The sequence below is a fragment of the Phreatobacter sp. AB_2022a genome, assembly GCF_026847585.1.
Lineage (GTDB): Bacteria > Pseudomonadota > Alphaproteobacteria > Rhizobiales > Phreatobacteraceae > Phreatobacter.
In genome coordinates this window covers 182978-206169 of the sequence record NZ_JAPSET010000005.1, presented here as the reverse complement: position 1 = coordinate 206169, position 23192 = coordinate 182978, and the positions used below count along the sequence as shown (strand labels likewise).

General features: G+C 68.6%; 24 protein-coding genes and 1 pseudogene. 5 read left to right on the top strand and 20 right to left on the bottom strand.

The features are described from left to right. Positions 1-337 (top strand): annotated as a pseudogene (locus OZ671_RS05940) (hypothetical protein); the annotation flags it as partial. Positions 338-345: 8 nt separating this feature from the next. Here the strand turns inward: OZ671_RS05940 and scpA are convergent. From scpA to OZ671_RS05900, 8 genes are all read right to left on the bottom strand, one after another. Continuing rightward, positions 346-2496, bottom strand: a complete 2151-nt coding sequence (gene scpA, locus OZ671_RS05935; RefSeq protein ID WP_268859880.1) for a methylmalonyl-CoA mutase — start codon at positions 2494-2496, stop codon at positions 346-348. Beyond that, positions 2493-2867, bottom strand: a complete 375-nt coding sequence (locus tag OZ671_RS05930; protein WP_268859879.1) for a hypothetical protein — start codon at positions 2865-2867, stop codon at positions 2493-2495. The genes scpA and OZ671_RS05930 overlap by 4 nt, the downstream gene beginning before the upstream one ends. Before the next feature lie 8 nt (positions 2868-2875). Next, on the bottom strand, positions 2876-4846 hold the full coding sequence (locus OZ671_RS05925) for a methylmalonyl-CoA mutase subunit beta (protein ID WP_268859878.1): 1971 nt from the start codon (positions 4844-4846) through the stop codon (positions 2876-2878). Positions 4847-4898: 52 nt separating this feature from the next. Beyond that, positions 4899-5444: a 2-amino-4-hydroxy-6-hydroxymethyldihydropteridine diphosphokinase gene (gene folK, locus OZ671_RS05920; protein ID WP_268859877.1), complete on the bottom strand. Its 546-nt coding sequence runs from the start codon at positions 5442-5444 to the stop codon at positions 4899-4901. Continuing rightward, positions 5437-5805 (bottom strand): dihydroneopterin aldolase, encoded by a 369-nt coding sequence (gene folB, locus OZ671_RS05915; protein WP_268859876.1) that lies wholly within the window; start codon positions 5803-5805, stop codon positions 5437-5439. Before folB ends, folK begins: the two co-directional genes overlap by 8 nt. Further along, complete coding sequence (gene folP, locus OZ671_RS05910; RefSeq protein ID WP_268859875.1) at positions 5802-6650, bottom strand: dihydropteroate synthase; 849 nt, start codon at positions 6648-6650, stop codon at positions 5802-5804. Before folP ends, folB begins: the two co-directional genes overlap by 4 nt. A gap of 69 nt (positions 6651-6719) precedes the next feature. After that, a complete protein-coding gene (locus OZ671_RS05905; RefSeq protein WP_268859874.1) occupies positions 6720-7262 on the bottom strand; it encodes a hypothetical protein in 543 nt (180 codons plus the stop codon). Beyond that, on the bottom strand, positions 7262-7645 hold the full coding sequence (locus OZ671_RS05900) for a hypothetical protein (RefSeq protein ID WP_038309723.1): 384 nt from the start codon (positions 7643-7645) through the stop codon (positions 7262-7264). Before OZ671_RS05900 ends, OZ671_RS05905 begins: the two co-directional genes overlap by 1 nt. 288 nt (positions 7646-7933) lie before the next feature. Between OZ671_RS05900 and OZ671_RS05895 the strand changes: the two genes are divergently transcribed. Beyond that, positions 7934-8308 (top strand): nuclear transport factor 2 family protein, encoded by a 375-nt coding sequence (locus OZ671_RS05895; RefSeq protein ID WP_268859873.1) that lies wholly within the window; start codon positions 7934-7936, stop codon positions 8306-8308. A 99-nt stretch (positions 8309-8407) separates the two neighbouring features. Here the strand turns inward: OZ671_RS05895 and paaZ are convergent, their stop codons facing one another. The 10 genes from paaZ to OZ671_RS05845 form a co-directional block, all read right to left on the bottom strand. Beyond that, on the bottom strand, positions 8408-10465 hold the full coding sequence (gene paaZ / locus OZ671_RS05890) for a phenylacetic acid degradation bifunctional protein PaaZ (protein WP_268859872.1): 2058 nt from the start codon (positions 10463-10465) through the stop codon (positions 8408-8410). Continuing rightward, positions 10462-11247, bottom strand: coding sequence for a Phenylacetic acid catabolic protein (locus tag OZ671_RS05885; protein ID WP_268859871.1), 786 nt, complete (start codon positions 11245-11247; stop codon positions 10462-10464). Before OZ671_RS05885 ends, paaZ begins: the two co-directional genes overlap by 4 nt. A 70-nt stretch (positions 11248-11317) precedes the next feature. Then, positions 11318-12394 (bottom strand): 1,2-phenylacetyl-CoA epoxidase subunit PaaE, encoded by a 1077-nt coding sequence (gene paaE / locus OZ671_RS05880; RefSeq protein ID WP_268859870.1) that lies wholly within the window; start codon positions 12392-12394, stop codon positions 11318-11320. A 30-nt stretch (positions 12395-12424) separates the two neighbouring features. Next, positions 12425-12964, bottom strand: coding sequence for a 1,2-phenylacetyl-CoA epoxidase subunit PaaD (gene paaD, locus OZ671_RS05875; RefSeq protein ID WP_268859869.1), 540 nt, complete (start codon positions 12962-12964; stop codon positions 12425-12427). A gap of 11 nt (positions 12965-12975) precedes the next feature. Then, complete coding sequence (paaC, locus tag OZ671_RS05870) at positions 12976-13755, bottom strand: 1,2-phenylacetyl-CoA epoxidase subunit PaaC (RefSeq protein ID WP_268859868.1); 780 nt, start codon at positions 13753-13755, stop codon at positions 12976-12978. After that, a complete protein-coding gene (gene paaB / locus OZ671_RS05865; protein WP_038309699.1) occupies positions 13755-14039 on the bottom strand; it encodes a 1,2-phenylacetyl-CoA epoxidase subunit PaaB in 285 nt (94 codons plus the stop codon). Before paaB ends, paaC begins: the two co-directional genes overlap by 1 nt. A gap of 68 nt (positions 14040-14107) precedes the next feature. Next, on the bottom strand, positions 14108-15097 hold the full coding sequence (gene paaA, locus OZ671_RS05860) for a 1,2-phenylacetyl-CoA epoxidase subunit PaaA (protein ID WP_268859867.1): 990 nt from the start codon (positions 15095-15097) through the stop codon (positions 14108-14110). A 384-nt stretch (positions 15098-15481) separates the two neighbouring features. Then, positions 15482-16405, bottom strand: a complete 924-nt coding sequence (locus OZ671_RS05855) for a PaaX family transcriptional regulator C-terminal domain-containing protein (RefSeq protein ID WP_268859866.1) — start codon at positions 16403-16405, stop codon at positions 15482-15484. A 155-nt stretch (positions 16406-16560) separates the two neighbouring features. Next, positions 16561-17376: a DsbA family protein gene (locus OZ671_RS05850; protein WP_268859865.1), complete on the bottom strand. Its 816-nt coding sequence runs from the start codon at positions 17374-17376 to the stop codon at positions 16561-16563. Positions 17377-17388: 12 nt separating this feature from the next. Then, positions 17389-18774: a M48 family metalloprotease gene (locus OZ671_RS05845; protein WP_268859864.1), complete on the bottom strand. Its 1386-nt coding sequence runs from the start codon at positions 18772-18774 to the stop codon at positions 17389-17391. A gap of 207 nt (positions 18775-18981) precedes the next feature. Here OZ671_RS05845 and OZ671_RS05840 point away from each other — a divergent pair, with 207 nt between their 5' ends. Next, the gene (locus tag OZ671_RS05840; RefSeq protein ID WP_268859863.1) at positions 18982-20160 is read left to right on the top strand and encodes a pyridoxal phosphate-dependent aminotransferase; all 1179 of its coding nucleotides are present in this window, start codon (positions 18982-18984) and stop codon (positions 20158-20160) included. Between the two features lie 4 nt (positions 20161-20164). On the opposite strand, the gene OZ671_RS05835 is transcribed toward OZ671_RS05840, so the two are convergent. Next, the gene (locus tag OZ671_RS05835) at positions 20165-20923 is read right to left on the bottom strand and encodes a metallophosphoesterase family protein (RefSeq protein ID WP_268859862.1); all 759 of its coding nucleotides are present in this window, start codon (positions 20921-20923) and stop codon (positions 20165-20167) included. Between the two features lie 54 nt (positions 20924-20977). Next, the gene (locus tag OZ671_RS05830) at positions 20978-21253 is read right to left on the bottom strand and encodes a GNAT family N-acetyltransferase (RefSeq protein ID WP_268859861.1); all 276 of its coding nucleotides are present in this window, start codon (positions 21251-21253) and stop codon (positions 20978-20980) included. A 262-nt stretch (positions 21254-21515) separates the two neighbouring features. On the opposite strand from OZ671_RS05830, the gene OZ671_RS05825 reads away from it, so the two are divergent. Then, entirely contained in the window at positions 21516-22847 is a 1332-nt protein-coding gene (locus OZ671_RS05825) for a TIGR03808 family TAT-translocated repetitive protein (protein ID WP_268859860.1), read from the top strand. A 69-nt stretch (positions 22848-22916) separates the two neighbouring features. Further along, entirely contained in the window at positions 22917-23174 is a 258-nt protein-coding gene (locus OZ671_RS05820; RefSeq protein ID WP_268859859.1) for a hypothetical protein, read from the top strand. Positions 23175-23192: the final 18 nt, after the last annotated feature.

Genomic DNA, 23192 nt, shown 5'->3' with positions numbered 1-23192 from the left:
GCGCTACATTCCGTCAGCCGCGCTGGCGGCGGCGCGCGCGGCCGGCGCGACCGGGCCGGTGCTCAACGACTATGCCTTCGGCGGCTGGCTGATCACCCAGGGCGTGCCGACCTTCTTCGACGGCCGGACCGAGCTCTATGGCGGTCCCTTCGTGGTGCACACCCTGCGCGCGCTCGACCTCTCCGAAATCGACGGGCTCATGACGCTGCTCGACCGCCACCGGATCGGCTGGACGCTGCTGACGCCGCAGACGCCGGCGGTCGCCCTGCTCGACCGGCTGCCGGACTGGCGCCGCATCCATGGCGACGGCGTCGCCGTCGTTCATGTCCGGCGCTGAAACGGCGGCTATTCGGCCGCCTGCGGATAGCCGAGCTTGGCGTTGAGCTTGTCCATCAGATCGATCGCGGCGTCGGCGATCGGCGTGCCGGGCGGGAAGATCGCGGCGGCTCCGGCCTTGTAGAGTGCATCGAAATCCTGCGGCGGGATGACCCCGCCGACCACGATCATGATGTCCTCGCGGCCCTGGGCGGCGAGTTCGGCCTTCAGTTCCGGGACCAGGGTGAGATGGCCGGCGGCGAGCGACGAGACGCCGACGCAGTGCACGTCGTTCTCGATCGCCTGCTTGGCCGCCTCGGCCGGCGTTGCAAACAGCGGCCCGATATCGACGTCGAAGCCGAGATCGGCAAAGGCGGAAGCGATCACCTTCTGGCCGCGGTCATGGCCGTCCTGGCCGACCTTGGCGACCAGGATGCGCGGGCGGCGTCCTTCGTTTTCGGCGAAGGCCTCGACCATGTGCTGGACCCGGGAGACATTCTCGTTCATGGCGCCGACCTCGCGCTTGTAGACGCCGGAGATCGCCTTGATCTCGGCCTTGTGGCGGCCGAACACCTTCTCCATGGCGTCCGACATCTCGCCGACCGTCGCTTTCGCCCGCGCTGCGTTGATGGCGAGTTCGAGCAGATTGCCGTTGCCGCCGGCCGCGGCGGTCAGCGCGTCGAGCGCGGCCTGGACCTCGGCCGGATTGCGCTCGGCGCGCAGCCGCTTCAGCTTGTCGATCTGGCTCGCGCGGACGGCCGAATTGTCGACCTTGAGCACGTCGATCGGCTTCTCGCCGTCCGGCTTGAACTTGTTGACGCCGATCACCGACTGGATGCCGGAATCGATGCGGGCCTGCGTCTTGGCGGCAGCTTCCTCGATGCGCAGCTTGGGAATGCCGGCGTCGATCGCCTTGGCCATGCCGCCGAGCGCCTCGACCTCCTGGATATGCTCCCAGGCCTTGGCGGCAAGATCCGCGGTCAGCCGCTCTACATAGAACGAGCCGCCCCAGGGATCGATGATCCGGCAGGTGCCGGATTCCTGCTGCAGGAACAGCTGGGTGTTGCGGGCGATGCGCGCGGAGAAATCGGTCGGCAGGGCCAGCGCCTCGTCCAGCGCGTTGGTATGCAGCGACTGGGTATGGCCCTGGGTCGCCGCCATGGCCTCGATCTGGGTGCGGATGACGTTGTTGAACACGTCCTGCGCGGTCAGCGACCAGCCGGAGGTCTGGCTGTGGGTGCGCAGCGGCAGGCTCTTGTCGGATTTCGGCTCGAAGTGCTTGACGAGCTTTGCCCACAGGAGGCGGGCGGCGCGCAGCTTGGCCACCTCCATGAAGAAGTTCATGCCGATGGCCCAGAAGAACGACAGGCGCGGCGCGAACTGGTCGACCGTCATGCCCGCGGCAAGCCCCGCGCGGATATACTCCACGCCGTCGGCGAGCGTATAGGCGAGCTCCAGGTCCTGCGTCGCCCCGGCCTCCTGCATGTGATAGCCGGAGATCGAGATCGAATTGTATTTCGGCATGTGCTTCGCCGTATGGGCGAAGATGTCGGAGATGATGCGCATCGAGGGCGCAGGCGGATAGATATAGGTGTTGCGGACCATGAACTCCTTGAGGATGTCGTTCTGGATGGTCCCCGACAGCTTGGCCTGGGGCACGCCCTGCTCCTCGGCCGCAGCGATATAAAGCGCCAGAACCGGCAGGACGGCGCCGTTCATGGTCATCGACACGCTCATCTCGCCGAGCGGAATGCCGGAGAAGAGCGTGCGCATGTCGTAGATGGAATCGATCGCAACGCCCGCCATGCCGACGTCGCCGGCAACGCGCGGATGGTCGGAATCATAGCCCCGGTGGGTGGCGAGGTCGAAGGCGACCGACAGGCCCTTCTGGCCGGCCGCCAGGTTGCGCCGGTAGAAGGCGTTGGAATCCTCGGCCGTCGAGAACCCGGCATATTGCCGGATCGTCCAGGGCTGATTGACATACATGGTCGGATAGGGACCACGCAGGAACGGCTTGATGCCCGGATAGGTGTCGAGGAAGTCGAGGCCCGCAAGGTCGGCCGCGCCATAGACCGGCGCCACCGCGATGTCCTCGGGGGTCATCCAGGCATCGCCCTCGGCCCGCGCGGCGGGCGCTGCCTTGGCAAAGGCAAGGGTCGAGAAATCGGGAATGGAGGTCATTGGCCTCTCCTCTGGCTCTCGCCACGGCGGCGCACTATCTCGTTCATAATCAGGCGGATCTGCGCGATGGAGCGTTGTCGGAAGGCTTCTGGATCGGCGCGCATTTCCTGCGCGGTCTTTCGATGGTTCATGAGCCATGTGAGCGCGATGAACACGCTGTCGAGAACCGGATTGAAGGTAAGATGGACATTGCTACCGGCGGCCAAGCGCGACTTGTAGGCCTCGGCCTTCTCCAGATTTGCCTGTGCACGCTCCAGAAGTTCTGCCAATTCCTTCGCGCTGAGAGCGGCAAGATCAAGCCGTCCATCGACCGTCAGCGGTGGCGCAGGTGCTTGCAACAAACCAACCGGAATCTGCGGGGTCTTGGTCAAGGCCAATCTCACATGCCGAGCGCTGCTTGGGCAGCGCCGAGACAGTCTAACACGTCACAGCCGGCATAGACGAACCCGTCGATACCGGCAGCCTTCAGGCTCTGTTCCGCCTCGCCCGGGCGGCCGGCGAGCCAAAGCTGCGCCGCGCCCGCCGATTTGAGCGCTTCCGCCACGCCTTCGGCCTCCGCCGCGTAGAGCTCGTCAGACGAGCAGATGCAGGCGATCTGCGCCTTGGACGCCTGGAAAGCGGCCAGAAGCGCCGCGCGATCGGCGAAAGGCTCGGGGATCGGCGCCTCGAAACCGCCGGCCTCGAACAGGTTCTTGGCGAAGGTCGCCCGCGCGGTGAAGGCTGCCACCGGGCCGAGAACCGCCAGGAACACACGCGGCCGCGTGCCGGTGCGGGCCGTGACGCCGTCAAGCGCAGCCCGCAGGGCTTCGAACGGCTCGGCGAGACGGATCGGCTGCAGGGGATCGACGAAGATCGTGTCTGTCTTCGGCCGGGACAGGGCCGCCCTGACGGCGCCGCGGGCGAAAGCCGCGACGGTCGCCTCGAAACGCTCGCCCTTGGCGGCCGCCGGCAGCTCGATCAGCGTGTCCGCTTGTCGCGGCAGGCGCGCGGGGGGACGGAGAACCTCCGGCGTCGTCTCATGCACATTGGGGAATTCGGACGTGCCGGTCAGCGGCTCGCGGCGCCTGGCGATGGCCGCGCGGCGCGCAAGGCGCACCTTGGCGACGTCGGCCTGGATCGCACCGCTCGTCAGGGCGGCGACCAGGCCCCCTGCCCGCTCGCTCGCCTGGAAGAGGCCCCAGGCCGCTTCGCAGAGCTCGGTGGTCAAGGCCTCGACGCCGCCGGAGCCGGCCGCGGGGTCTGCGACCCGGTGCAGGTTGGATTCCTCGATGAGGATCAGTTGCGTGTTGCGGGCGATGCGCCGCGCGAAGGCGTCGGGCAGGCCGATCGCGGCGGTCCACGGCTGGACCGTCACATGGTCGGCGCCACCGATGCCGGCGGCGAAGCAGGCCGTGGTGGTGCGCAGCCAGTTGACCGCAGGATCGGTCACCGACAGCATGCGCCAGGCGGTCTCGGCATGCAGGTCGAGCCGCGCCGGCGCGAGGCCGCAGGCGCTCTCCACGCGCGCCCAGAGCTGGCGCATCGCGCGCATCTTGGCGGTGGTGAGAAACTGGTCGGCATCGGCGGCCAGCAGCACCGCGATCGCCCGCCGCGCCTCGTCGAGGCCGAGCCCGGCGGCCTCCAGCAGACGCAGATATTGCACGGCGGCGCCAAGCGCGAAGGCGAGTTCCTGCGCCTCCGAACCGCCGGCATCGTGGATGACGCGGCCGTCGGCCATCACCTGCGTGCCGGCAAAACCGCGCCGGCGCAGGCCGAGCACCGCGTCCGCCGCCTTTGCCGCCGCGCCGTCCCAGCTCTCCAGAGTCCCACGCCGCGCGAAGGCGCCGATCGGGTCGATGCCGAAGGCGACGGCGAGGCCGGACGGATCGAGGCGATCGCGTTCCGTCTTCGCCGCGATCATGGCGGCGACATGCCCGGCCGCCGTGCCGGCGTCGACCCTGAGCTGGATGAGATCCAGCATGACGCCATCCAGGACCTGATCGAGATCGGCGAGGCCGTCCAGCACGAGCCCATCGCCGCGACGGTCGCCGATGGCGCCGCGCGTCACCAGGGCGAGTCCCGAGGCGCCTTCGCCCAGATCGGCAAGCGCCTGGCCGTTGGCATCGGCGGCCGCCGGCTGGTCGGCCCGCTGGACGATGGTCCAGGGCGCGCCGGCCGGCCGGCCGGCCAGCGGCTCCGCTGCGGCGGCACGCGGATAGAGCGGCTCGATGGCCAGACCATCGGCCGTGCGGCCGACCAGCGTCTTGTCGAAGGGCTTGCCCTTCAGAACGGCATCGACCGCCGCGCGCCAGTCGGCTTGCGTGGCGGCGGGGAATTCGGCGGCGAAAGCCAGGGGAGAGGACGATGTCATGGCCTCTCGATGCCAGAAAGATAAGTCTTTCGAAAGGCGTCCTTTGGACGGATCAGGGCCGCGCCGGCCGCTCGGCCGCCTGGCGTGCCGGCAGCCGCTCGATGCCGGCGGCGTCGATCTCCCGCGCCAGATCGCCCACCCGGCGTCCGCCGATGAGCCGGTTGGGTACTATTTCGGCCAGCGGCACCAGCACGAAGGCCCGTTCGCCGAGGCGCGGATGCGGCAAATGCAGGTCGGGTTCGTCCAGGCTGACATCGCCATAGGCGATGATGTCGATATCAACCGGCCGCGGCCCCCAGCGCCGGGATCGCGCCCGCTCCCGGCCGAGCCTTGCCTCCACGGCCAGCGCACGCTCCAGAAGGCCGCGCGGGCCGAGCGTGGTATCGACCGACAGCGCCAGGTTGACGAAGGGCGGCTGGTCGGTGACGCCCCAGGGCGGCGTCGCATAGTCGGCCGAGCGCGCCTTGAGGCGCACCGCAATGCCGTCGCAGAAGAGGTCGACGGCGCGATCGAGGGTTGCGCGCACGTCGCCGATATTGCCACCGAGACTGATGAGCGCGTCCACCGGCGCGGCGTCGCTGCCCGACGGCTCAGTCATGTCGACCCCGGGTCAGGACGACGCCGACATCGTCGAAGATCGCCGCGATCGGGGCATGCGGCTTGTGCACCGTGACCCTGACGGTGCGGATCTTCGGAAAGGCGGCAAGGACGGCTTCAGCCACCGCCCCGGCCGCTGCCTCGAGCAGCTTGAAGCTGCGCGTCGTGAACGCCCGCTCGGTCTCTGCCGCGATGGCCGCGTAGGAGACGGTGTCGGCGAGATGGTCGCTCGCGGCCGCCGCCGCGAGATCGCAGGTCAGATCGAGATCGATGACGAAACGCTGGCCGACCTCACTCTCGTGCTCCATCACGCCGTGATGGGCGTGGATCACCAGGCCCTTGATGAAGATCTGATCGGTCATCGTGCCTCTGCTATGGCTTGGGCGACTTTCAGCGCCTGGACGGTCTCGGCCACGTCATGGGCGCGAATGATCGCCGCGCCGGCCCGCATGGCGATGAGATGGGCGGCGAGCGAGCCGCCGATGCGCTCGTCCGGCGGGGCCGGCGAGATACGGTCGATGAACCGCTTGCGCGAGGCGCCGACGAGCAGCGGCAGGCCGAAAGCGGCAAGCCGGTCGAGCCTGGCGAGAACGGCGATGCTCTGCTCCGGCGTCTTGCCGAAGCCTATCCCGGGGTCGAGGACGATGCGATTGCGGCGAATTCCGGCCTTGTCGGCGATGGCCAGCGACCGGTGAAAGAAGGCATCGATATCGGCCATGATGTCGATCGCCGGGTCGGCCCGGTCGCGATTATGCATCACCACGACGGGAGCGCCGTGGGCGGCGACGACGGCAGCCATGTCGTGATCGTGCTGCAGGCCCCAGACGTCGTTGACGATCGCCGCCCCCTGCTCCAGCGCCCAGCGTGCGACCGGCGCCTTGATCGTGTCGATCGACACCGGCAGGCCGAGCGCGACGACATCGGCCAGGACCGGCTTCAGGCGCGCCAGCTCGTCGTCGAGCGAAACCGGCCGCGCGCCGCCGTAGGGACGCGTCGATTCCGCGCCGATATCGAGGATGTCGGCGCCCTCGGCCGCCATGCGCCGCGCCTGTGCGAGCGCCCGTTCCGGAGCGAAAAACTGCCCCGCATCGGAGAAGGAATCCGGCGTGACGTTGAGAATGCCCATCACCGCCGGCCGGCCGAGGCCGGTCAGGGCAGCCAGCAGCCCGTCCGGGGTCGAAGCGTCGGAAGCTGAAGCGGCTTTCATGGCGCGTGCTTTGAGCGCCGGGCAGCGCCATGTCAACCCATCATGACGACGCCCGGCGGGGCGTTCGGATCACTGCGGCGCGAGCGGCGCGCAAGCCCCGAGATACCGGCTCAATGCCGCCTTGGCTCCCTCCAGCGGCAGCGTGAAGGAGGCGGCCGCGCCGGCGCCGGTCAGGCGCAGCTCGCTGCCGCCGGCATCGCGCAGGAAACGTGCGAAATCCCGGAGCGTATCGGCGTCGGCCGGCTCGATCACGCTGCGTTCCGCCGTCAGCTCGCTGCGGCCGTCGGCCGGAGCCGACAGGGCGGCATCCAGCGTCGCGACGAAAAGGTCGTCGCCGGCCTCGAAGGTCACCCGGACCGGATCGGTCTTGCCCGCCGGACCGCCGCCGGGCGCGGGCACGCGCAGGCGCACCACCGGCTGCGGTCCGCAGAAGAAGCCGAGATAGACCGTGCCCGCCGACGGCCCCTCGCCGGTATCGGCCGAGACGAAAGCCTGGATCTGGCCGTCTGCCTCGTTGACGCGCCAGCCGGTCGCCTCGGTTTCCGCCGCTGCGGCCGCCGCCCCGGCAACGACCGAGGCGGTAAGGATCAGGGCCCGCAGGTTGAACGGCATCAGACGAATTGCGAAAGCCCCGGCGTGCCGCCGACGATCTGGCCCATCACATCCTCGCCGGCATGTTCGCGGCCGAAAGCGATCAGCTCCTTGCCGACGCTGGAGATCTGGCCCATGTCGAGGCCGGCGCCCATCAGATTGGCGCCGAGGCCCATGATGCCGCCGCCCATCAGGCCGCCGACCATGCCCATCAGGCCGCCGCCACCGCCGCCCGAGGCCTGCTCGATCAGCGCGGTGGACCCGGGAAGCGCCGCCAGCATCTGCTGCACCGGCTCCGACGGCCCCTCCTTCTGCAGGAAGCCCAGGATCATGCCGATGGCCTTGGAGGCAAGCGCTGAATCGATGCCGGCCGCCGCGGCGACACGGTTGATGAGGTCTTCGATCATGTCTCGTCTCCTGAGGGATATGCGGAGTTCAGGCGTGCGCAGGGCCCAGGCCCCGCGCAAGTCGCGGCAATATGGCCGCGAGGGCTGCGCGCGGCAAGCGCCGCCATTCCGCGCGGGCATATTTCCATGAGCCGCGCTTTGTGGTCTGCTCTCATACGGAGTGGCCGGCCGGCAACCGGCACCGCCACCCGCCCTCGAGGTTTCGTCCAGACGGCTCCGCCTCCCGCAGGGTTCACGTCTTGCGAGGATACGGCCCGCGCCGGAACCGATCTCCGGAGACCGCCCATGTCCTATGACCGCTCGACCATCGAAGCCGTTGTCCAGCTCTATTTCGACGGCCTCTACGAATGCGATGCCGACAAGCTCGCCGAAGCGTTCCATCCGTCCGCCGACCTGCGCTGGAACGAGAACGGCGAACTGAAGGTGCTCGGCTACAAGGACTGGCTCGGCCTGGTGCGCCAGCGCACCTCGCCGAAGAGCCAGGGCCACCCGCGCCACGACTTCCTCGTCACCGTCGACCGGTCCGACGAGAAGACGGCCTTCGTGAAGGTGAAATGTGCCCTGCCGCCGCGCTTCTTCATCGACTACCTCGTGCTGATGAAGCTGTCCGACGGCTGGCGCGTGGTGTCGAAATCCTATCGCTACGAAACCCGCGAATAGGCCCGCAAGGGATCGCTGAGTTTGGCCTCAGCCCCGGACCTCGGCGGCCCGGGGCTTTTTGCATGCGGCCGAGACCTGACATCACGGCCTGCCATGTCGTCACGGCCAGGTCTTGGCGACCATGGTGAGAACGTCGTAATGGGCCGCGGTCGCGCCCTTCTGATTGGTCACGCGGCAATCCCAGCGAACCTCGCCATGGTCGGCGCCGCTGCGCGGATTGATCTCCTTGCAGGTGAGCTCGACCTGCAACGTATCCCCCGGATAGACCGGCGTCATGAACCGCAGATTGTCGACGCCATAGTTGGCGAGCACCGGGCCGGGCGCCGGATCGACGAACAATCCGGCGGCGAAAGAGACGATCAGATAGCCGTGGGCGACGCGGCCGTCGAAGAACGGGTTCGCCTTCGCCGCCTCTTCGTCCATGTGGGCGTAGAAGATGTCGCCGGTGAAATGGGCGAAATGCTCGACATCCTCCAGCGTCACCGTGCGCTTCGCCGTAACCAGGCGATCGCCGACCTTGAGCTCGGCGAGCGACTTGCGGAACGGGTGGATGGCGTCGTCCCGGACGGGCGCCCCCTGGATCCAGCGGCCGGTGACCGCCGAGAGCAGCGCCGGCGCCCCCTGGACCGCGGTGCGCTGCATATAGTGGGCGACGCTGCGCAGGCCCCCCAGTTCCTCGCCGCCGCCGGCCCGACCCGGGCCACCATGCACCAGAACGGGCAGCGGCGAACCATGGCCGGTCGCCGTCTTGGCGCTCGTCCGGTTGCCGATCATGATCCGGCCATGGAACGGGGCAAGACCCGTCACCACGTCGACAGCAAACGCCGGATCATCGGTGAAGACCGAGGCGACGAGGCTGCCGCTGCCGCGCCGGGCGAGGCTCACCGCCTCGTCGACCTCGTCGTAGGGCATGACGGTCGCGACCGGGCCGAAGGCCTCCACCGCATGGACCGCGCGCGCGGCGTCGGGCCTGTCGCAATAGAGCAGGATCGGGTTGAGGAAGGCACCGGCTGCGGCATCGCCCGACACGATCGTGGGGTTGGCGGGATCGCCGGCAACGATCTCTGCCTCGGCGGCGAGCTCGCCGATGCGGGCGCGGACTTCCTCGCGTTGGCCAAGGCTTGCGAGAGGCCCCATGCGCGCGGCCTCGTCGGCGGGATTGCCGACCGGCGTCCTGGCGAGCCGGTCGCGCAGGGTCGAGACGAGCGCATCGACATGGCGACGCGGCGCGATGACCCGGCGGATGGCCGTGCATTTCTGGCCGGCCTTGACGGTCATCTCGCGCGCGACCTCCTTGACGAAGAGGTCGAACTCCTCGGTGCCGGGGCCGGCGTCGAGGCCGAGAATGGCGGCGTTCAGGCTGTCGGCCTCCATCGTGAAGCGGGTGGCGTTGTGGACGATCGCCGGATGGGCCTTGAGCTTCTGGCCGGTCGCCGCCGAGCCGGTGAAGGTCACGATGTCCTGGCCGTCGACATGGTCGAGAAGATCGCCGATGCTGCCGCAGACGAGCTGCAGCGCCCCTTCGGGCAGGATGCCGCTTTCGATGATGCGTCGGACCATCAGCTCGGTCAGATAGGCCGTCTGGCTCGCCGGCTTGACGATCGCGGGCACGCCGGCGAGCAGTGTCGGCGCCAGCTTTTCCAGCATGCCCCAGCAGGGAAAATTGAAGGCATTGATATGGATGGCGGCGCCCTGGAGCGGCGTCAGGATATGCTGGCCGGCAAAGCTGCCGTCCTTGGCGAGCGGCTCCACGTCGCCGTCGACCAGGACGCGGGTGTTCGGCAGTTCGCGCCGGCCCTTGGCGGCGTAGGACATCAAGGTGCCGATGCCGCCCTCGATGTCGATCCAGCCGTCGGCGCGGGTCGCACCGGTGGCGGCGGAGAGCGCGTAGAACTCCTCCTTCTGCGCCGTCAGGGCCTGGCCGAGGGCTTTCAGCATCGCGGCGCGGTCATGGAAGGACAGCCGGCGCAGGGCCGCGCCGCCCCTGTCGCGGCCATAGGCGAGCGCGCCGGCGAAATCGAGCCCGGACGAATCGATCCCGGCGACCGGAACGCCGGTCGCGGCATCGAGAAGCGGCACGCCGTCGCCTGCACCCTTGCGCCATGCGCCGCCGAGATAGCTTTCCAGCCGACGGACCTCCGTTGCAGCCTTGGTCATCGCGCGGTCCCTTTCTCAGCCAGCCCAAGCGTGGCCAGTTCCGATCCGATCGTGCTCTGCCAGGCGGCAAGCAGGGTTTCATTCGGCGCATGCCTGAGGCCGAGACGCGCCAGCATCTCGTAGCGGCCGGAGCCGGAAAGGCCGAAGCTCGCCGCCACCCGCGGACGCCAATAGGCGATGGCGGCCCGCGCCTTCGTCCGCCCGTCGGCGGTTTCGACGATCCGTCTCAGGCCTTCCATGCCGAGTTCGGCATGCCTGACCTCGCGCGGCGTGATCGTCCGGAACACCTCGGCGAGCGGCTGGTACGACACCTTTTCGAGCTCTTTCAGCTGCAGCGCGACCGCACGCCCCATCAGGGCGTTCATCGCCACCGCGTCGATCCAGCCCTCCAGGGGATAGTGCAGCACCGACAGCCGCCGGTCGCCGCCATGGCGCGTCGCACCGATATCGGCATCGCGCGGCAGGCGGGCGGCCCAGGGATAGTGCACGGCATAGCGGCCGGCATCGGCGCCGAAGCTTGCCATGACCTCCAGCACCCGGCCGGCATGGTCGGTCTTTTCGAGCACGATGCGCGAGGCGGCGATGCGCTCCTTGATGCCGGGCGCGTCGTTGATCGTGTCGGCGAAGCCGGCCGAGCCCGCAAGCTCGCTGTCGACGAAGCTCGCCATCAGGCGCATCAGCTCGGCGCGGTAGCGCGCGGGCGCGTTGCCCGGCGCCGTCAGCACGCCGCCCTGCGCGAGATAATCCTCGATGGGAAGGCTGTCGGGATCTGCGTCGGCCATCGGCGTTCCCCTGTTCAATCCCGCCGGGCTGCCACGGACCGTCGCCGGCCACGCGGATTCCGGCGGATCGCTATTGGTCGTAGCTGACGACGATCCGGTCGCTGACCGGATAGCACTGACAGCTCAGCACATAGCCCTGGGCGACCTCGTAGTCCTCCAGGGCATGATTGACGAGCATCTCGACCTCGCCTTCGAGCACCTTGGCCCGGCAGGTCGAACACACGCCCGCCTTGCAGGCGTAGGGCGGGTCGAGGCTGTGCTCGATCGCGGCGTCGAGCAGGCTCTGGCCCTGCTTCGGGAACGAGAAGCTGCGCGCAACGCCATCCAGCGTGACCGTGGCCTCGCAATTGGCCCGCTGATGGCCGTCGCCGGCGCCCCGAGCCTTCTGCGCCGCCCGGCCGGGCTGCGAGGAGGCGAACAGTTCGAACTTGATCTGGTCGTCGCGCAACCCATGGCCGCGCAGGGCCTCGGCGAGCGTCAGCATCATGGCCTCGGGCCCGCAGATGAAGGCGGCATCGACCGTGCCGATATCGATCCAGGTCTTGAACAGGATGTCACATTTCGCCCGATCCAGCCGGCCGGTGAACAGGTCGATCTCCTGCCCCTCGCTCTCCAGGACGTGGATCACCGAGAACCGGCCGAGATGGCTGTTCTTCAGGTCTTCCAGCTCCTCGCGGAACATGATCGAGCTGATCTGCCGGTTGGCATAGACGAGCGTGAAGCGCGATTTGGGCTCGCGGGCGAGCGTCGTCTTGATGATTGAAAGGACCGGCGTGATGCCGCTGCCGCCGGCAAAGCCGATATATTCCCTGGCGGCGGCGGGATCGATGGGCAGGTGGAAATTGCCCATGGGCGGCATCGCCTCGAGCACGTCACCGGCCTTCAGGCTCTCATTGGCCCAGGTGGAAAAGGCGCCGCCGTCGACACGCTTGATGCCGACGCGCAGCACATCGTCATCGAGCCCGGCGCAGATCGAATAGGAGCGCCTCAGCTCCTCGTCGTCGAATTTGCGCCGGAAGGTCAGATATTGCCCCTGGATGAATCGGAAGGCATCGCGATCCGCATCGCGCGGCTTCAGCGTAACGACCACCGCATCGCGCGTCTCGCGCTGGACAGCCGTCACTTCGAGTGAGTGAAAACGAGACATTTCAGACCCTTGGCGGCTTCGCGCGCACCCTCAGATGCATTTGAAGTAGTCGAACGGCTCCAGACAGGCAGTGCAGCGATAGCTCGCCTTGCAGGGGGTGGAGCCGAACTGGCTGACCTTTTCGGTGGCGTGCGAGCCGCAGCGCGGGCAGGCGATCGCAAGGTTCGCGCCGGCGAGGCGCTGCGCGCGCAACGATCCCCGTCCGTCGGCGGCGGTGCCGTCGAGCGGCGGCGCGATGCCGTAGGCGCTGAGCTTGTCGCGCGCCTCCGGGCCGATCCAGTCGGTGGTCCAGGGCGGGGACAGGCGGCGTTCGAGGCGCAGCTTGCCGACGCCGCGCGCGCCGAGCGCGGCTTCGATGTCGAGATTGATCGCGGCTGTCGCCGGGCAGCCCGAATAGGTCGGGGTGACCGCCACCACCAGCGTGTCGCCGTCATAGGACACCTCGCGGACGATGCCGAGATCGACGATGGAGATGACCGGGATTTCCGGATCGGGCACCTCGGCAAGCCAGCTCCAGACGTCGTCGAGCGCCGGCAGCGACGCGGAGCGGGGTTCGGACAGGCTGGCCACGGCCTCCTCCCCTACCAGGTCGCGCCGGGATAGGCGCGCTGCAGGAACTGCATCTCGGCGAGCAGATAGCCGAGATGTTCGGAGTGGCGGCCCGTTCTGCCCCCCTTGTGGGCGAAGGTGCCCGCCGGCGGCTGGAGGGTCGCCTCGGCAAGGACGCCGCCAACCTCGGCCTGCCAGGGCTCGCGCAGGCTCTCGGGCAAGGGCGCGACGCCTGCCGCGTCCATGGCGGCATCGACGCCGTCCGACAGGAAAAGCTCGCCCGCATAGGGCCAGAGATCGTCGAGCGCCTTCTGCATGCGCCGATGGCTTTCGTCGCTGCCGTCGCCGAGCCGGATGACGAGGTCGGAGGAGCGCTCCAGATGATAGGTCGCCTCCTTCACCGCCTTGGCGGCGATCTCGGCGACCCGCGGATCGCGCGAGCGGGCCAGGGCGCCGAGCTGCGGCACGTGCCAGGCATCGAACAGGAACTGCCGCATCAGCGTCTGGCCGAAGTCGCCGTTCGGCCGCTCGGCGAGCAGCGCATTGCGGAATTCATGGGCGTCGCGGAGATAGGCGAGATCGTCGGCGGAGCGCCCCCTGCCCTCGACCTCGGCGGCAAGGCCGAGCCAGAGCTGGGTCTGTCCGATGAGGTCGAGCGCGGTATTCGCGAGCGCGATGTCCTCCTCGAGCGCCGGCGCATGGCCGCACCATTCCGACAGCCTGTGCCCGAGGATCAGCGTGCTGTCGCCCATGCGCAGCAGGAACTCGACGAAAGCCGCGCGGTCGATGCCGGGATCGAGGGGCGAGGCCATCACATATGCCCCACTTCGTCGGGAACCTTGAAGAAGGTCGGGTGACGGTAGACCTTCGAATTGGCCGGCTCGAACAGCGGGCCCTTGTCGGACGGCGAACTGGCGGTGATGTCGGAGGAGCGGACCACCCAGATACTCACGCCCTCGTTGCGGCGCGTATAGACGTCGCGCGCATTGTTCATCGCCATTTCCGCGTCGGGCGCGTGCAGGCTGCCGACATGACGGTGGTTGAGGCCGTGCTGACCACGGATGAAGACCTCCCAAAGCGGCCATTCGCGGGACATTGCCTGTTTCTCCCAAGAGTTTGCCGCTGCTGCCGTATCGCGGCGCGCGGCGCGTCGCTTCGATGCCCTCAGGCGACCGCCTTGCGGGCCTGTTTCTTCTGGGCGTGGGCGGTCAGCCCGTCGCGGAACCAGGCGCCGTCATCCCAGGCCTTGACGCGCGCGCCGAGCCTTTCCTTGTTGCAGGGCCCATTGCCGGCCAGAACCTCGAAGAACTCCGCCCAGTCCGGCTCGGAGAAATCGTGGCCGCCCTTGGCCTCGTTCCAGCTGAGCTTGTCGTCGGGAATGGTCAGGCCGAGATATTTGGCCTGCGGCACGGTCTGGTCGACGAACTTCTGGCGCAGCTCGTCATTGGTGTTGATCTTGATCTTCCAGGCCATCGACTGAGCCGAGTGGACGGAGTCCTTGTCGGATGGCCCGAACATCATCAGCGAGGGATACCAGAAGCGGTTCAGGGCATCCTGCGCCATGGCCTTCTGGGCCGGCGTGCCCTGGGCCATCTTGGTCATGATGTCGTAGCCCTGCCGCTGGTGGAAGCTCTCCTCCTTGCAGATGCGGATCATCGCGCGGCTGTAGGGGCCGTAGGAGGTGCGCTGCAGCGGCACCTGGTTCATGATCGCGGCACCATCGACGAGCCAGCCGATCGCGCCGATATCAGCCCAGTTGAGGGTCGGATAGTTGAAGATCGAGGAATATTTCATCTTGCCGGAATGCAGCCTCTCGAGCAGCTCGTCCCGGCTCACGCCGAGCGTCTCGGCCGCGCAGTAGAGATAGAGGCCATGGCCGGCCTCGTCCTGCACCTTGGCGAGCAGGATCGCCTTGCGTTCCAGCGTCGGCGCCCGGGTGATCCAGTTGCCCTCGGGCAGCTGGCCGACGATTTCGGAATGGGCATGCTGGCCGATCTGGCGGATCAGCGTGTTGCGATAGGCCTCCGGCATCCACTCCTTCGGCTCGATCTTCTCGCCGCGGTCGATGCGCTCCTGAAAGGCGCGCTCCTGCGCCGACATTTCGGCCGCACCCTTCATGTGATCGCTGTCGGTCTTGATCATCTGCGCATACATGGCGTCCTCCACCGTCACCCGATCAAATGCCGTCCCGGACCGCGGTCCCGGATCGAGGGTTGTCGCCCGGCCGACGCCGAGACCCATGCGATGCAAGCAGGCTGCCCGCCGCGCAATGTGGCCGAGCCCCCTTGGAGATAATAGCAGGTTCGCTCGCGGCAATCAGGGCGGCGCGGCCGCCGGCTGCCAGTGCCGACACAGCATCGTGTCCAACGGCTTCAGGCATGCACTCCCTCCCTCGGATTGCGGCCTTGTTCCTTATGCTGACCGACCGGCCGGTTATCTTCATAACGCCGAAAGCATCACAAATCAACAAGCATGAACGAATTTAATGTGATGCTTTTGTGCATCCTCCAGCCGGCGGAGCAGCGGGAGCGACAAATGTCAGAGACTGGCCGTGGCGGTTTCGTCCGGGGCAGATCCTGCCTGGCGGAGGAGCGCGGCGAGGCGCCGTTGCACCGCCGGCGAACGTTCCTGCAAGGGTCCCTCCATGGATGCGAGCTCGCCGGCAATGTGGCGGTCGGCGGCTTTGGAGAGCGCGACGTAGAGGCGGGAGAACAGGATGCGCGCCGCTTCGCCGGGCCAGGCGTCGGGCAAGGCCGCCAGCGGCAGACGCGGGTCGCGCAGCACGACGAGGCGGTAGGCATGGACGAGCAGCAGGCGCAGCGTCAGCGCCTTCGGCCCGGCCAGTTGCGGCGCGGCGCCCCATCGCTCGGCCAGCGCCGAAAAACTTCCGACGAAACTGTCATAGGCACGCGCCGCCGCCGGCAGGTCCCAGTAGCCGGCCGCGAACCGCTGCAGCTCGGCATGGCCCGAAACCGCCCGCGCCTCGAACACCAGCGCGCCATCGATCGCCTCGACATGCCGTTTCGGGCCGACTGCCAGGCGCGCGGCAATGCGCGCATAGCCGACGCGCTCGAGCGCCCGCATGGTGCCGTCGGCATTGTCGCCGGACAGGTGGACAAATTCCCAGCCGCCGTCCTCGGGCTGGTCGAACAGAACCCGCGAGGCAGCGGCGAACTCCGCCCGGGCGGCTGGCGCCAGACGATAGTAGCTGCGGCGCCCTTCCTTTTCGCCGACAAGCTGGCCGGCAGATACCAGGCGCGACACGGCGGTGCGCACCAGGGACTCGCTGATGCCGACCTCCGCGCACAGCGTGATGAGATTGCCCATCCACAGCACGCCGCCACGCGGCTCGACCACATCGCCATAGATCGTGACAATGAACGCAGCCGCCTTCAGCGGCCGGCCGTTCAAAAGGGTTCTGATCAGCGCGGGCGCCAGAGGCTCGGCATCGAAGGCTGACATGGAAGGTCCCGGCAGGCAGGGCACGCGCCTATGGATTTCACAGCCACGGCGCCGGCGCAACGCGCTGCGCCGCGGCGTGCACCCCGAACAGGCCGAAGCCCGGCAAGCCTGCCCGTTCCTTGCCGGATGGCCGCCGGCAAGGCCGGAAACAGGCTTCAGCAGACATTCGCCTGGCGGGCGCAGCCGGCGCGCGCCCGGGTGATGTTCTCACGCAGCTTCTCGGCGCCGACGGCGCCGACCACCACCTCGTCGCCGATGACGTAGGTCGGCGTGCCGTTGATGCGCAGGAGATCGGCGAGACGCGCCGTCTCGGCGAGCTCGGTCCGGATGTCCGGAGCATTCATGTCCTGCTCGAGCCGGGCCATGTCGGCCCCCACTTCGCGGGCGACCTCCAGCGCGCGGGCGCGGTTGGCCTGGCCACGGCCGCCGAGCAGCCGGGTGTGGAACTCCTGATATTTGGCGCCCTGGATCTGCTTCTTCAGCGCGAGGGCCACCTGCGCGGCTTCCACCGAGCCTGGGCCGAGCACGGGGAAATCACGCAGCACCAGCCGGATGCGCTGGTCCTGGCGGACGAGATCCATGGTCTCGGCCATGGCGCGCTTGCAGAAGCCGCAATTGTAGTCGAAGAACTCGACGATGGTGACGTCGCCCTGCGGATTGCCGAGCACGACCTGGTTGGCGGCACGGTAGAGCTGCTGGCGGTTGGAGGCGAGCGCCTCGGTGCGGCTGCGCTCCTCGTTCGCCGCCTGGCGCCGCTCCAGCTCGACCAGCGCCTCCTGCAGCACTTCCGGATTGCGGATCAGATAGTCGCGGATGATCGTTTCGATCCGCGCGCGCTCCTCCGGGCTCGCCTGCACGGCGGGCGCGGTCGAGACCTGCGGCGCGGCGGGGGCCGGCGCCTGCTGGGCCGGCGCCGAGGTGGCAAGGCCGATGGCCGCAGCCAGGGCGAGGGTGAAGGGGCGGATGTCCATGGAAGCGAGCCTTCAGTTCTGCTGGTTGCGCCGCTGGGCGATAATGTCTTCGGCCCGCAGCCAGCCGGGCGAGCCGGTGGGCAGCGAGCCCTGGGCCCGGCGGGCGAGCGAGCGCGCGGCGACGAGATCGCCCTCGTGCAGCGAAGCCTGGGCGGCGGCGAGATCGGCCTGGCCGCGATCGTTCTTGCGGCCATAGGCGATGGCGAGCTGGCGGTAGCCGTCGGCGGCTTCCGGCTCGCGCTGGAGGGCGAGGCGCAGCTCACGCACCGCCTCGTCCAGCATGGCGTTGTTGCCGGTGGCGACCAGGGCATGGCCGAGCATGATGCGGATCAGGCCGGAATTCGGCGCCAGCGAGACGGCACGCCGGAGCGAGGGCAGCGCCTGAGCCGGCAGGCCGGTCTCGAGCAGGATCTGGCCCTTGATCTCGTGGAAATAGGGATTGTTCGGCTGCGACCGGATCAGCTCGTCGGCGAGCGCCGCGGCCCGGTTGCGGTCGCCGAAGCGGAACATCTGGATGGTGCGGGCATAGCGGGCGGGCAGCGAGGCGTCGCTCGGCGGGTAGCGGCGCGTGATCGCGTCGCTGCGCTCGATGAAGCCGACCAGCTTGGCCCGCGCCAGGTTGTGGCGCATCACCCGGTCGGGTGGATCGACCGCGTTGTAATGAGGGCTTGCCTTCGCCAGCGGCTCGATATTGGCGACACGATCCGCGGGCATGGGGTGGCTGACCATGTAGGGATCGGCCTGCCGGGCGGCGAACATGGTCTGCTCCTGGAGCCGCCGGAACGTTTCCACCATGCCCTTGGCGGACTGGCCGGAAGCGTTGAGGTAACCGATCGCCGCACGATCGGCGGCCGCCTCCTCGCCACGCTGGTAGGACAGGAGCGATCGCATGGCGATGTGCTGGCCGCCGGTCAGAACGCCCGGCGCCGCCTCGCCGATGCCGCCAGCGCCCCGGCCGGACGCGGCCCCCGCCGCCACAGCGCCGGCGCCGGCCAGCATGCCGATGACCGCCAGGATCTGGGCGCGCTCGACCGCCTCGCGCAGGCGCGCCAGATGGCCGCCGGCAATATGGCCAGTCTCATGGGCCATGACGCCGATCAGTTCGTTGGGCGTGCGCGAATCGATGATGGCGCCGGCATTGACGAAGATGCGCCGGCCGTTGGCGACGAAGGCGTTGAAGGCGCGATCGTTGATGACGACGACATTGGTCTGGCTGCCGCCGACGCCAGCGACGCGGAACAGCGGCCGCGCATAGTCGCGCAGGAGATTCTCGATCTCGGTGTCGCGGACGATCGGCAGGCCGCGCTGCTGGGCAGAGGCCGGCGGCACCGTCGAAACGGTGGCCAGGACTGCCAGCACCGAGGCTGCAAGGCGTGTGCGAAACGGCTGAGACGTCATCCTGCGGGAACCTACGGAGCGGGCGACCGAGCGTCAACGCGCATCGAGATCACGTTCGGGCGAGAGCCGTGACCTCATGGAAGCGGCATGTTACAGGGCTCGCTGCGGCACGCCGCGGCGCTGGTCCCGGCGATGCGTGCCCGCCGATCCCAGTCCCGGGTCCGGCTCATGCCGACGCATCCGGGCAAAACCATGACGAGGTCACCCATGTCCCGCGAGGGCATTGCCCGTTCGCTGCTCACGCCGGCCCGGCGCGGCTCCGTCGCCCCGTTCCTGGTCATGGACGTGATGACGGCTGCGGCGCGCGCCGAGGCCGAAGGCCGCAGCATCATCCATATGGAGGTCGGTGAGCCCGGCGCGGCGACGCCTGCGACCATTCGCGAGGCCGCCGCCAGGGCGCTGATGGATGGCCAGATCGGCTATACGCTGGCGCTCGGCATGCCCGAGCTGCGCCGGCGCATCGCACGCTATTATGCCGATATCCATGGCGTCGCGGTGCCGATCGAGCGCATCGCTGTGACCATGGGCTCGTCGTCCGCCTTCATCCTCTCCTTCCTCGCCCTGTTCGAGGCCGGTGACCGGGTGGCGATCGCGAGCCCCGGCTATCCGGCCTACAAGAACATTCTGGAAGCGCTGGGCTGCGAGGTGGTGTTCATCGAGACCACCGCCGCGACACGGTACGCGATCACGCCCGCCATGCTCGCGGCGGAACATGCGAAGAAGCCGCTCAACGGCCTGCTGGTGGCAAGTCCCGCCAATCCGACCGGCACGATGATGACGCCCGACGCGCTGAAGGCCCTCGTCGCCGCCGCCCGCGACCTCGGCATCCGCTTCATCTCCGACGAGATCTATCACGGCCTGTCCTACGACATGCCCTGCGCGACGGCGCTCGAAAGCGCCGACGACGTGGTGGTGATCAACTCGTTCTCGAAATACTACTGCATGACCGGCTGGCGCATCGGCTGGATGGTGGTGCCGGAAAGCCTGGTGCGGGCGGTCGAGTGCCTCGCGCAGAACCTGTTCATCTCGGCTCCGAAGCTCAGCCAGATCGCGGCGCTCGCCGCCTTCGAGGCGACCGATGCCCTGGAGGCGATCAAGGCGGGTTACGCGGCCAATCGCGCGGTGCTGCTCGACGGCCTGCCGAAAGCCGGGCTCGACCGCCTGCTGCCGGTCGACGGCGCCTTCTACGTCTATGCCGACATCGGCCACCTGACCAATGACAGCATGGACTTTGCCCGTCGCATGCTCGCGGAGGCAGGCGTGGCGGCGACGCCGGGGCTGGATTTCGACCCGTTCGGCGGTCAGCACGCCATCCGCTTCTCCTTCGCCGGCTCGACGTCCGACATGGAGGAGGCGATGCGGCGGCTCGCCGGTTGGTTGAAATGATCGTTCAGGCCATGAAACCGGTAGCCAGGGCATGGGCCCATTCCGGCCGGCCATTCGCCCGTGCCCGCTCGGACGCGGCCTGCCAGTCGTAGGGCACCGCGATCATCTCGACCGCCGTCACGACACCGGCCTCGAGCGACACCATGGCGTAGCGGGCATGCGGCGAGCCGGCCTCCGACACGTGCGGCTGCGGCGGGGTCGGGTCGTCATAGGCAGGCGCACCGACACTGCCAGGATTGACCAGCACCGCGCCTGTCGCGGCGACGCGCAGAAGCCGCGGCTGGTGGCTGTGGCCGCAGAGAACGAGGCCGGCCGACGCAGCCGCGCCCAAGCGGCCGGCCAGGACCGTACCGTCGACCAGGGCGAGCTTCCCGCCGACGACATCCTCCGCGAGATAGGCATTGTCGTCATCCGGCCTTGCGTGAAAGGCGCGGACGGTCACGCCCTCCGCTTCGAAGGTCAGCCCCCGCGGCAGCTCACGCAGCCAACGCCGCGCCGCCTCGTCGAGGGCGCCCAAGGCATAGCGATCCGACGGGCCCATGGCCACCGGATCGCCATCGCCGACCCAGCGGTCATGATTGCCGCGAACCGTGGCGAGACCGAGCGACATCAGGCGCTCGCAGGTTTCGCGGGGCCAGAGCGGGCCTGAGACGCAATCGCCGAGATTGACGATGCGGTCGGCCCCGCGCCCGGCCACGTCGGCCAGCACGGCGTCGAGCGCCAGAACGTTGCCGTGGATATCGGCGATGACGGCAAGGCGCATGAGATGGTCCTGGCGGCAGGGATTGGGCTCGGGATGGCGTCGGCGGACAGTCAGTCAGGCGACGAGATCGGCATATTCGGGGTGCTTCTTGATATAGCCGGCAATGAAGGGGCATTGCGGCACCACCTTCAGCCCCTGGGCTCGTGCATCGTCGAGCGCGCCGCGCGCCAGCGCCGAACCGACGCCGCGTCCGCCGAGAGCCTCCGGCACCACGGTATGGACGAAGGTGATCACGCCGGGCTGCAGCGTATAATGCGCGGCGGCGACATGGCCATCGACGACGAGTTCGTAGCGATGCTCACCGGCATTGTTGCGCACATTATCGGACATGGGCAGGCCTCGCTTCCCTTGATGATGTTCCACCCGGACCATGTCGGATCGCAGGGTCACTTGTCCAGGAAGAGCGAGTGGCGAATAGCGGATGGCGAGTAGCGAATGGGGTGTGGGGACGCGGCGAGCGCAGTGGCCGCCTGCTTGTTCCCCAATCGCCACGCGCCACTCGCCATTCGCCCATATCCCGTTTCGGGACAGTTCCGGCCGGCACGGCCCTTGCGACCGGTCCGGCATGTTCGGATCGGTTCGGAGTCCCGGCATGTCGCTCGATCGACGTTCCCTTCTTCTTGGCGCGGCCTGCCTCGCCCTGCCCGCGACGGCGCGCGCGGCCGCGCTGGACGGCGCCTCCTTCGGGCTGAAGCCGGATGCGGCTGAAGACCAGACGCGCCATTTCCAGCGCGCGGTCGAGACGGCGGCAACCTCGCGGCAGCCGCTCAGGCTCGGCGCCGGCAGCTATCGGATCGGCGAGATCAGGCTGCCCGCCAACAGCCAGATCATCGGCATCCGCGGTCAGACCAGACTGGTCTTCGCGGGCGGCACCGCCTGCCTCGCCGCCCAGCGCGCCGACAATGTGACACTCTCCGGCCTCGTCATCGACGGCGGCGGGCGCGCCCTGCCCGATCGCCGCGGCCTCGTCACGCTCGCCCATGGGCGCGGCGTGCGCGTCGAGGACTGCGAGATCGCAGGAGCCGGGCAGCACGGCCTGATGCTCGAAGGCATCGAAGGCATCGTCCGTGGCAACAGCATTGCCGGCGCCGCCAAGGCCGGCATCATGGCGCTCGACAGCCAGGGCCTGACCATCGCCCAGAACACGATACGGGGCGCCGGCAACAACGGCATTCTCGTCTGGCGCACGCTTGCCGGCGACGACGGCACCATGGTGGAAGCGAACCGGATCGAGGAGATCGCTGCCCGGGACGGCGGCTCCGGCCAGAATGGCAACGGGATCAATGTCTTCCGTGCCGGCAACGTGGTCGTGCGCGGCAACCGCATCAGGACCTGCGCCTTTTCGGCGGTGCGCGCCAATGCCAGCGCCAACATCGCGATATCGGGCAATCAGTGCGCCAGCCTCGGCGAGACCGCGCTCTATGTCGAATTCGGCTCCGAAGGTGCCGTCATCGCCAACAATATCGTCGACGGCGCGGCCCTCGGCGTGGTCGTCACCAATTTCAACGAGGGCGGCCGCCTCGCTGCGATCCAGGGCAACCTGATCCGCAACCTCGTCGCGCGCCGGCCCGCCGGCACCGACCCCAACGATCCCGCCGGCATCGGCATTGCGGTGGAGGCCGACGCGGCGATTTCCGGCAATGTCGTGGAAGGCGCGCCCGCTGCCGGCATCCAGCTCGGCTGGGGCCAGTATCTGCGCGATGTCTCGGTGACCGGCAATGTCGTCAAGGGCGCGCCGGTCGGCATCGCCGTATCGGTCGCCCCCGGCGCCGGCCAGGCCCTGATCACCGACAATCTGGTGCAGGGTGCAAGCCGCGGCGCCGTCGTCGGCATGGAGTGGAAACGGCCTGTCACCGGCGACCTCGCCCGCGAGGGCACCGGCCGCTACGCGCAGTTGACGGTTTCCGGCAACCGCGTGCGCTGACGCGCCGCGTCGTGCACTTCCGCCGAACTCATGCCGCGCCCGGGCGTTGCTGCGGTACGGAGGTGCGTCATGACCGAATTCACCCTTGATGCGCCCGGCATTCATTTCGAGGACCACGGTGACCGCATCGTGATCCAGATCGATGCACGGGCCGATGCCTTTCCGTTCCTGCGGACGCGAGCCATTCAGAATGTCATCGCGACGATCGAGGCGACGGCCAGGAGGCGCCCGGACGGGCGCGGCGCCCGGGCGATTCGATCCGAAGAGCCAAGGCGGCCCGCCGGTTATCCAACGACTTCGTTGCCGGCGGCGTTAACCAAGCCTTAATCGGATCAGTCCACCGTC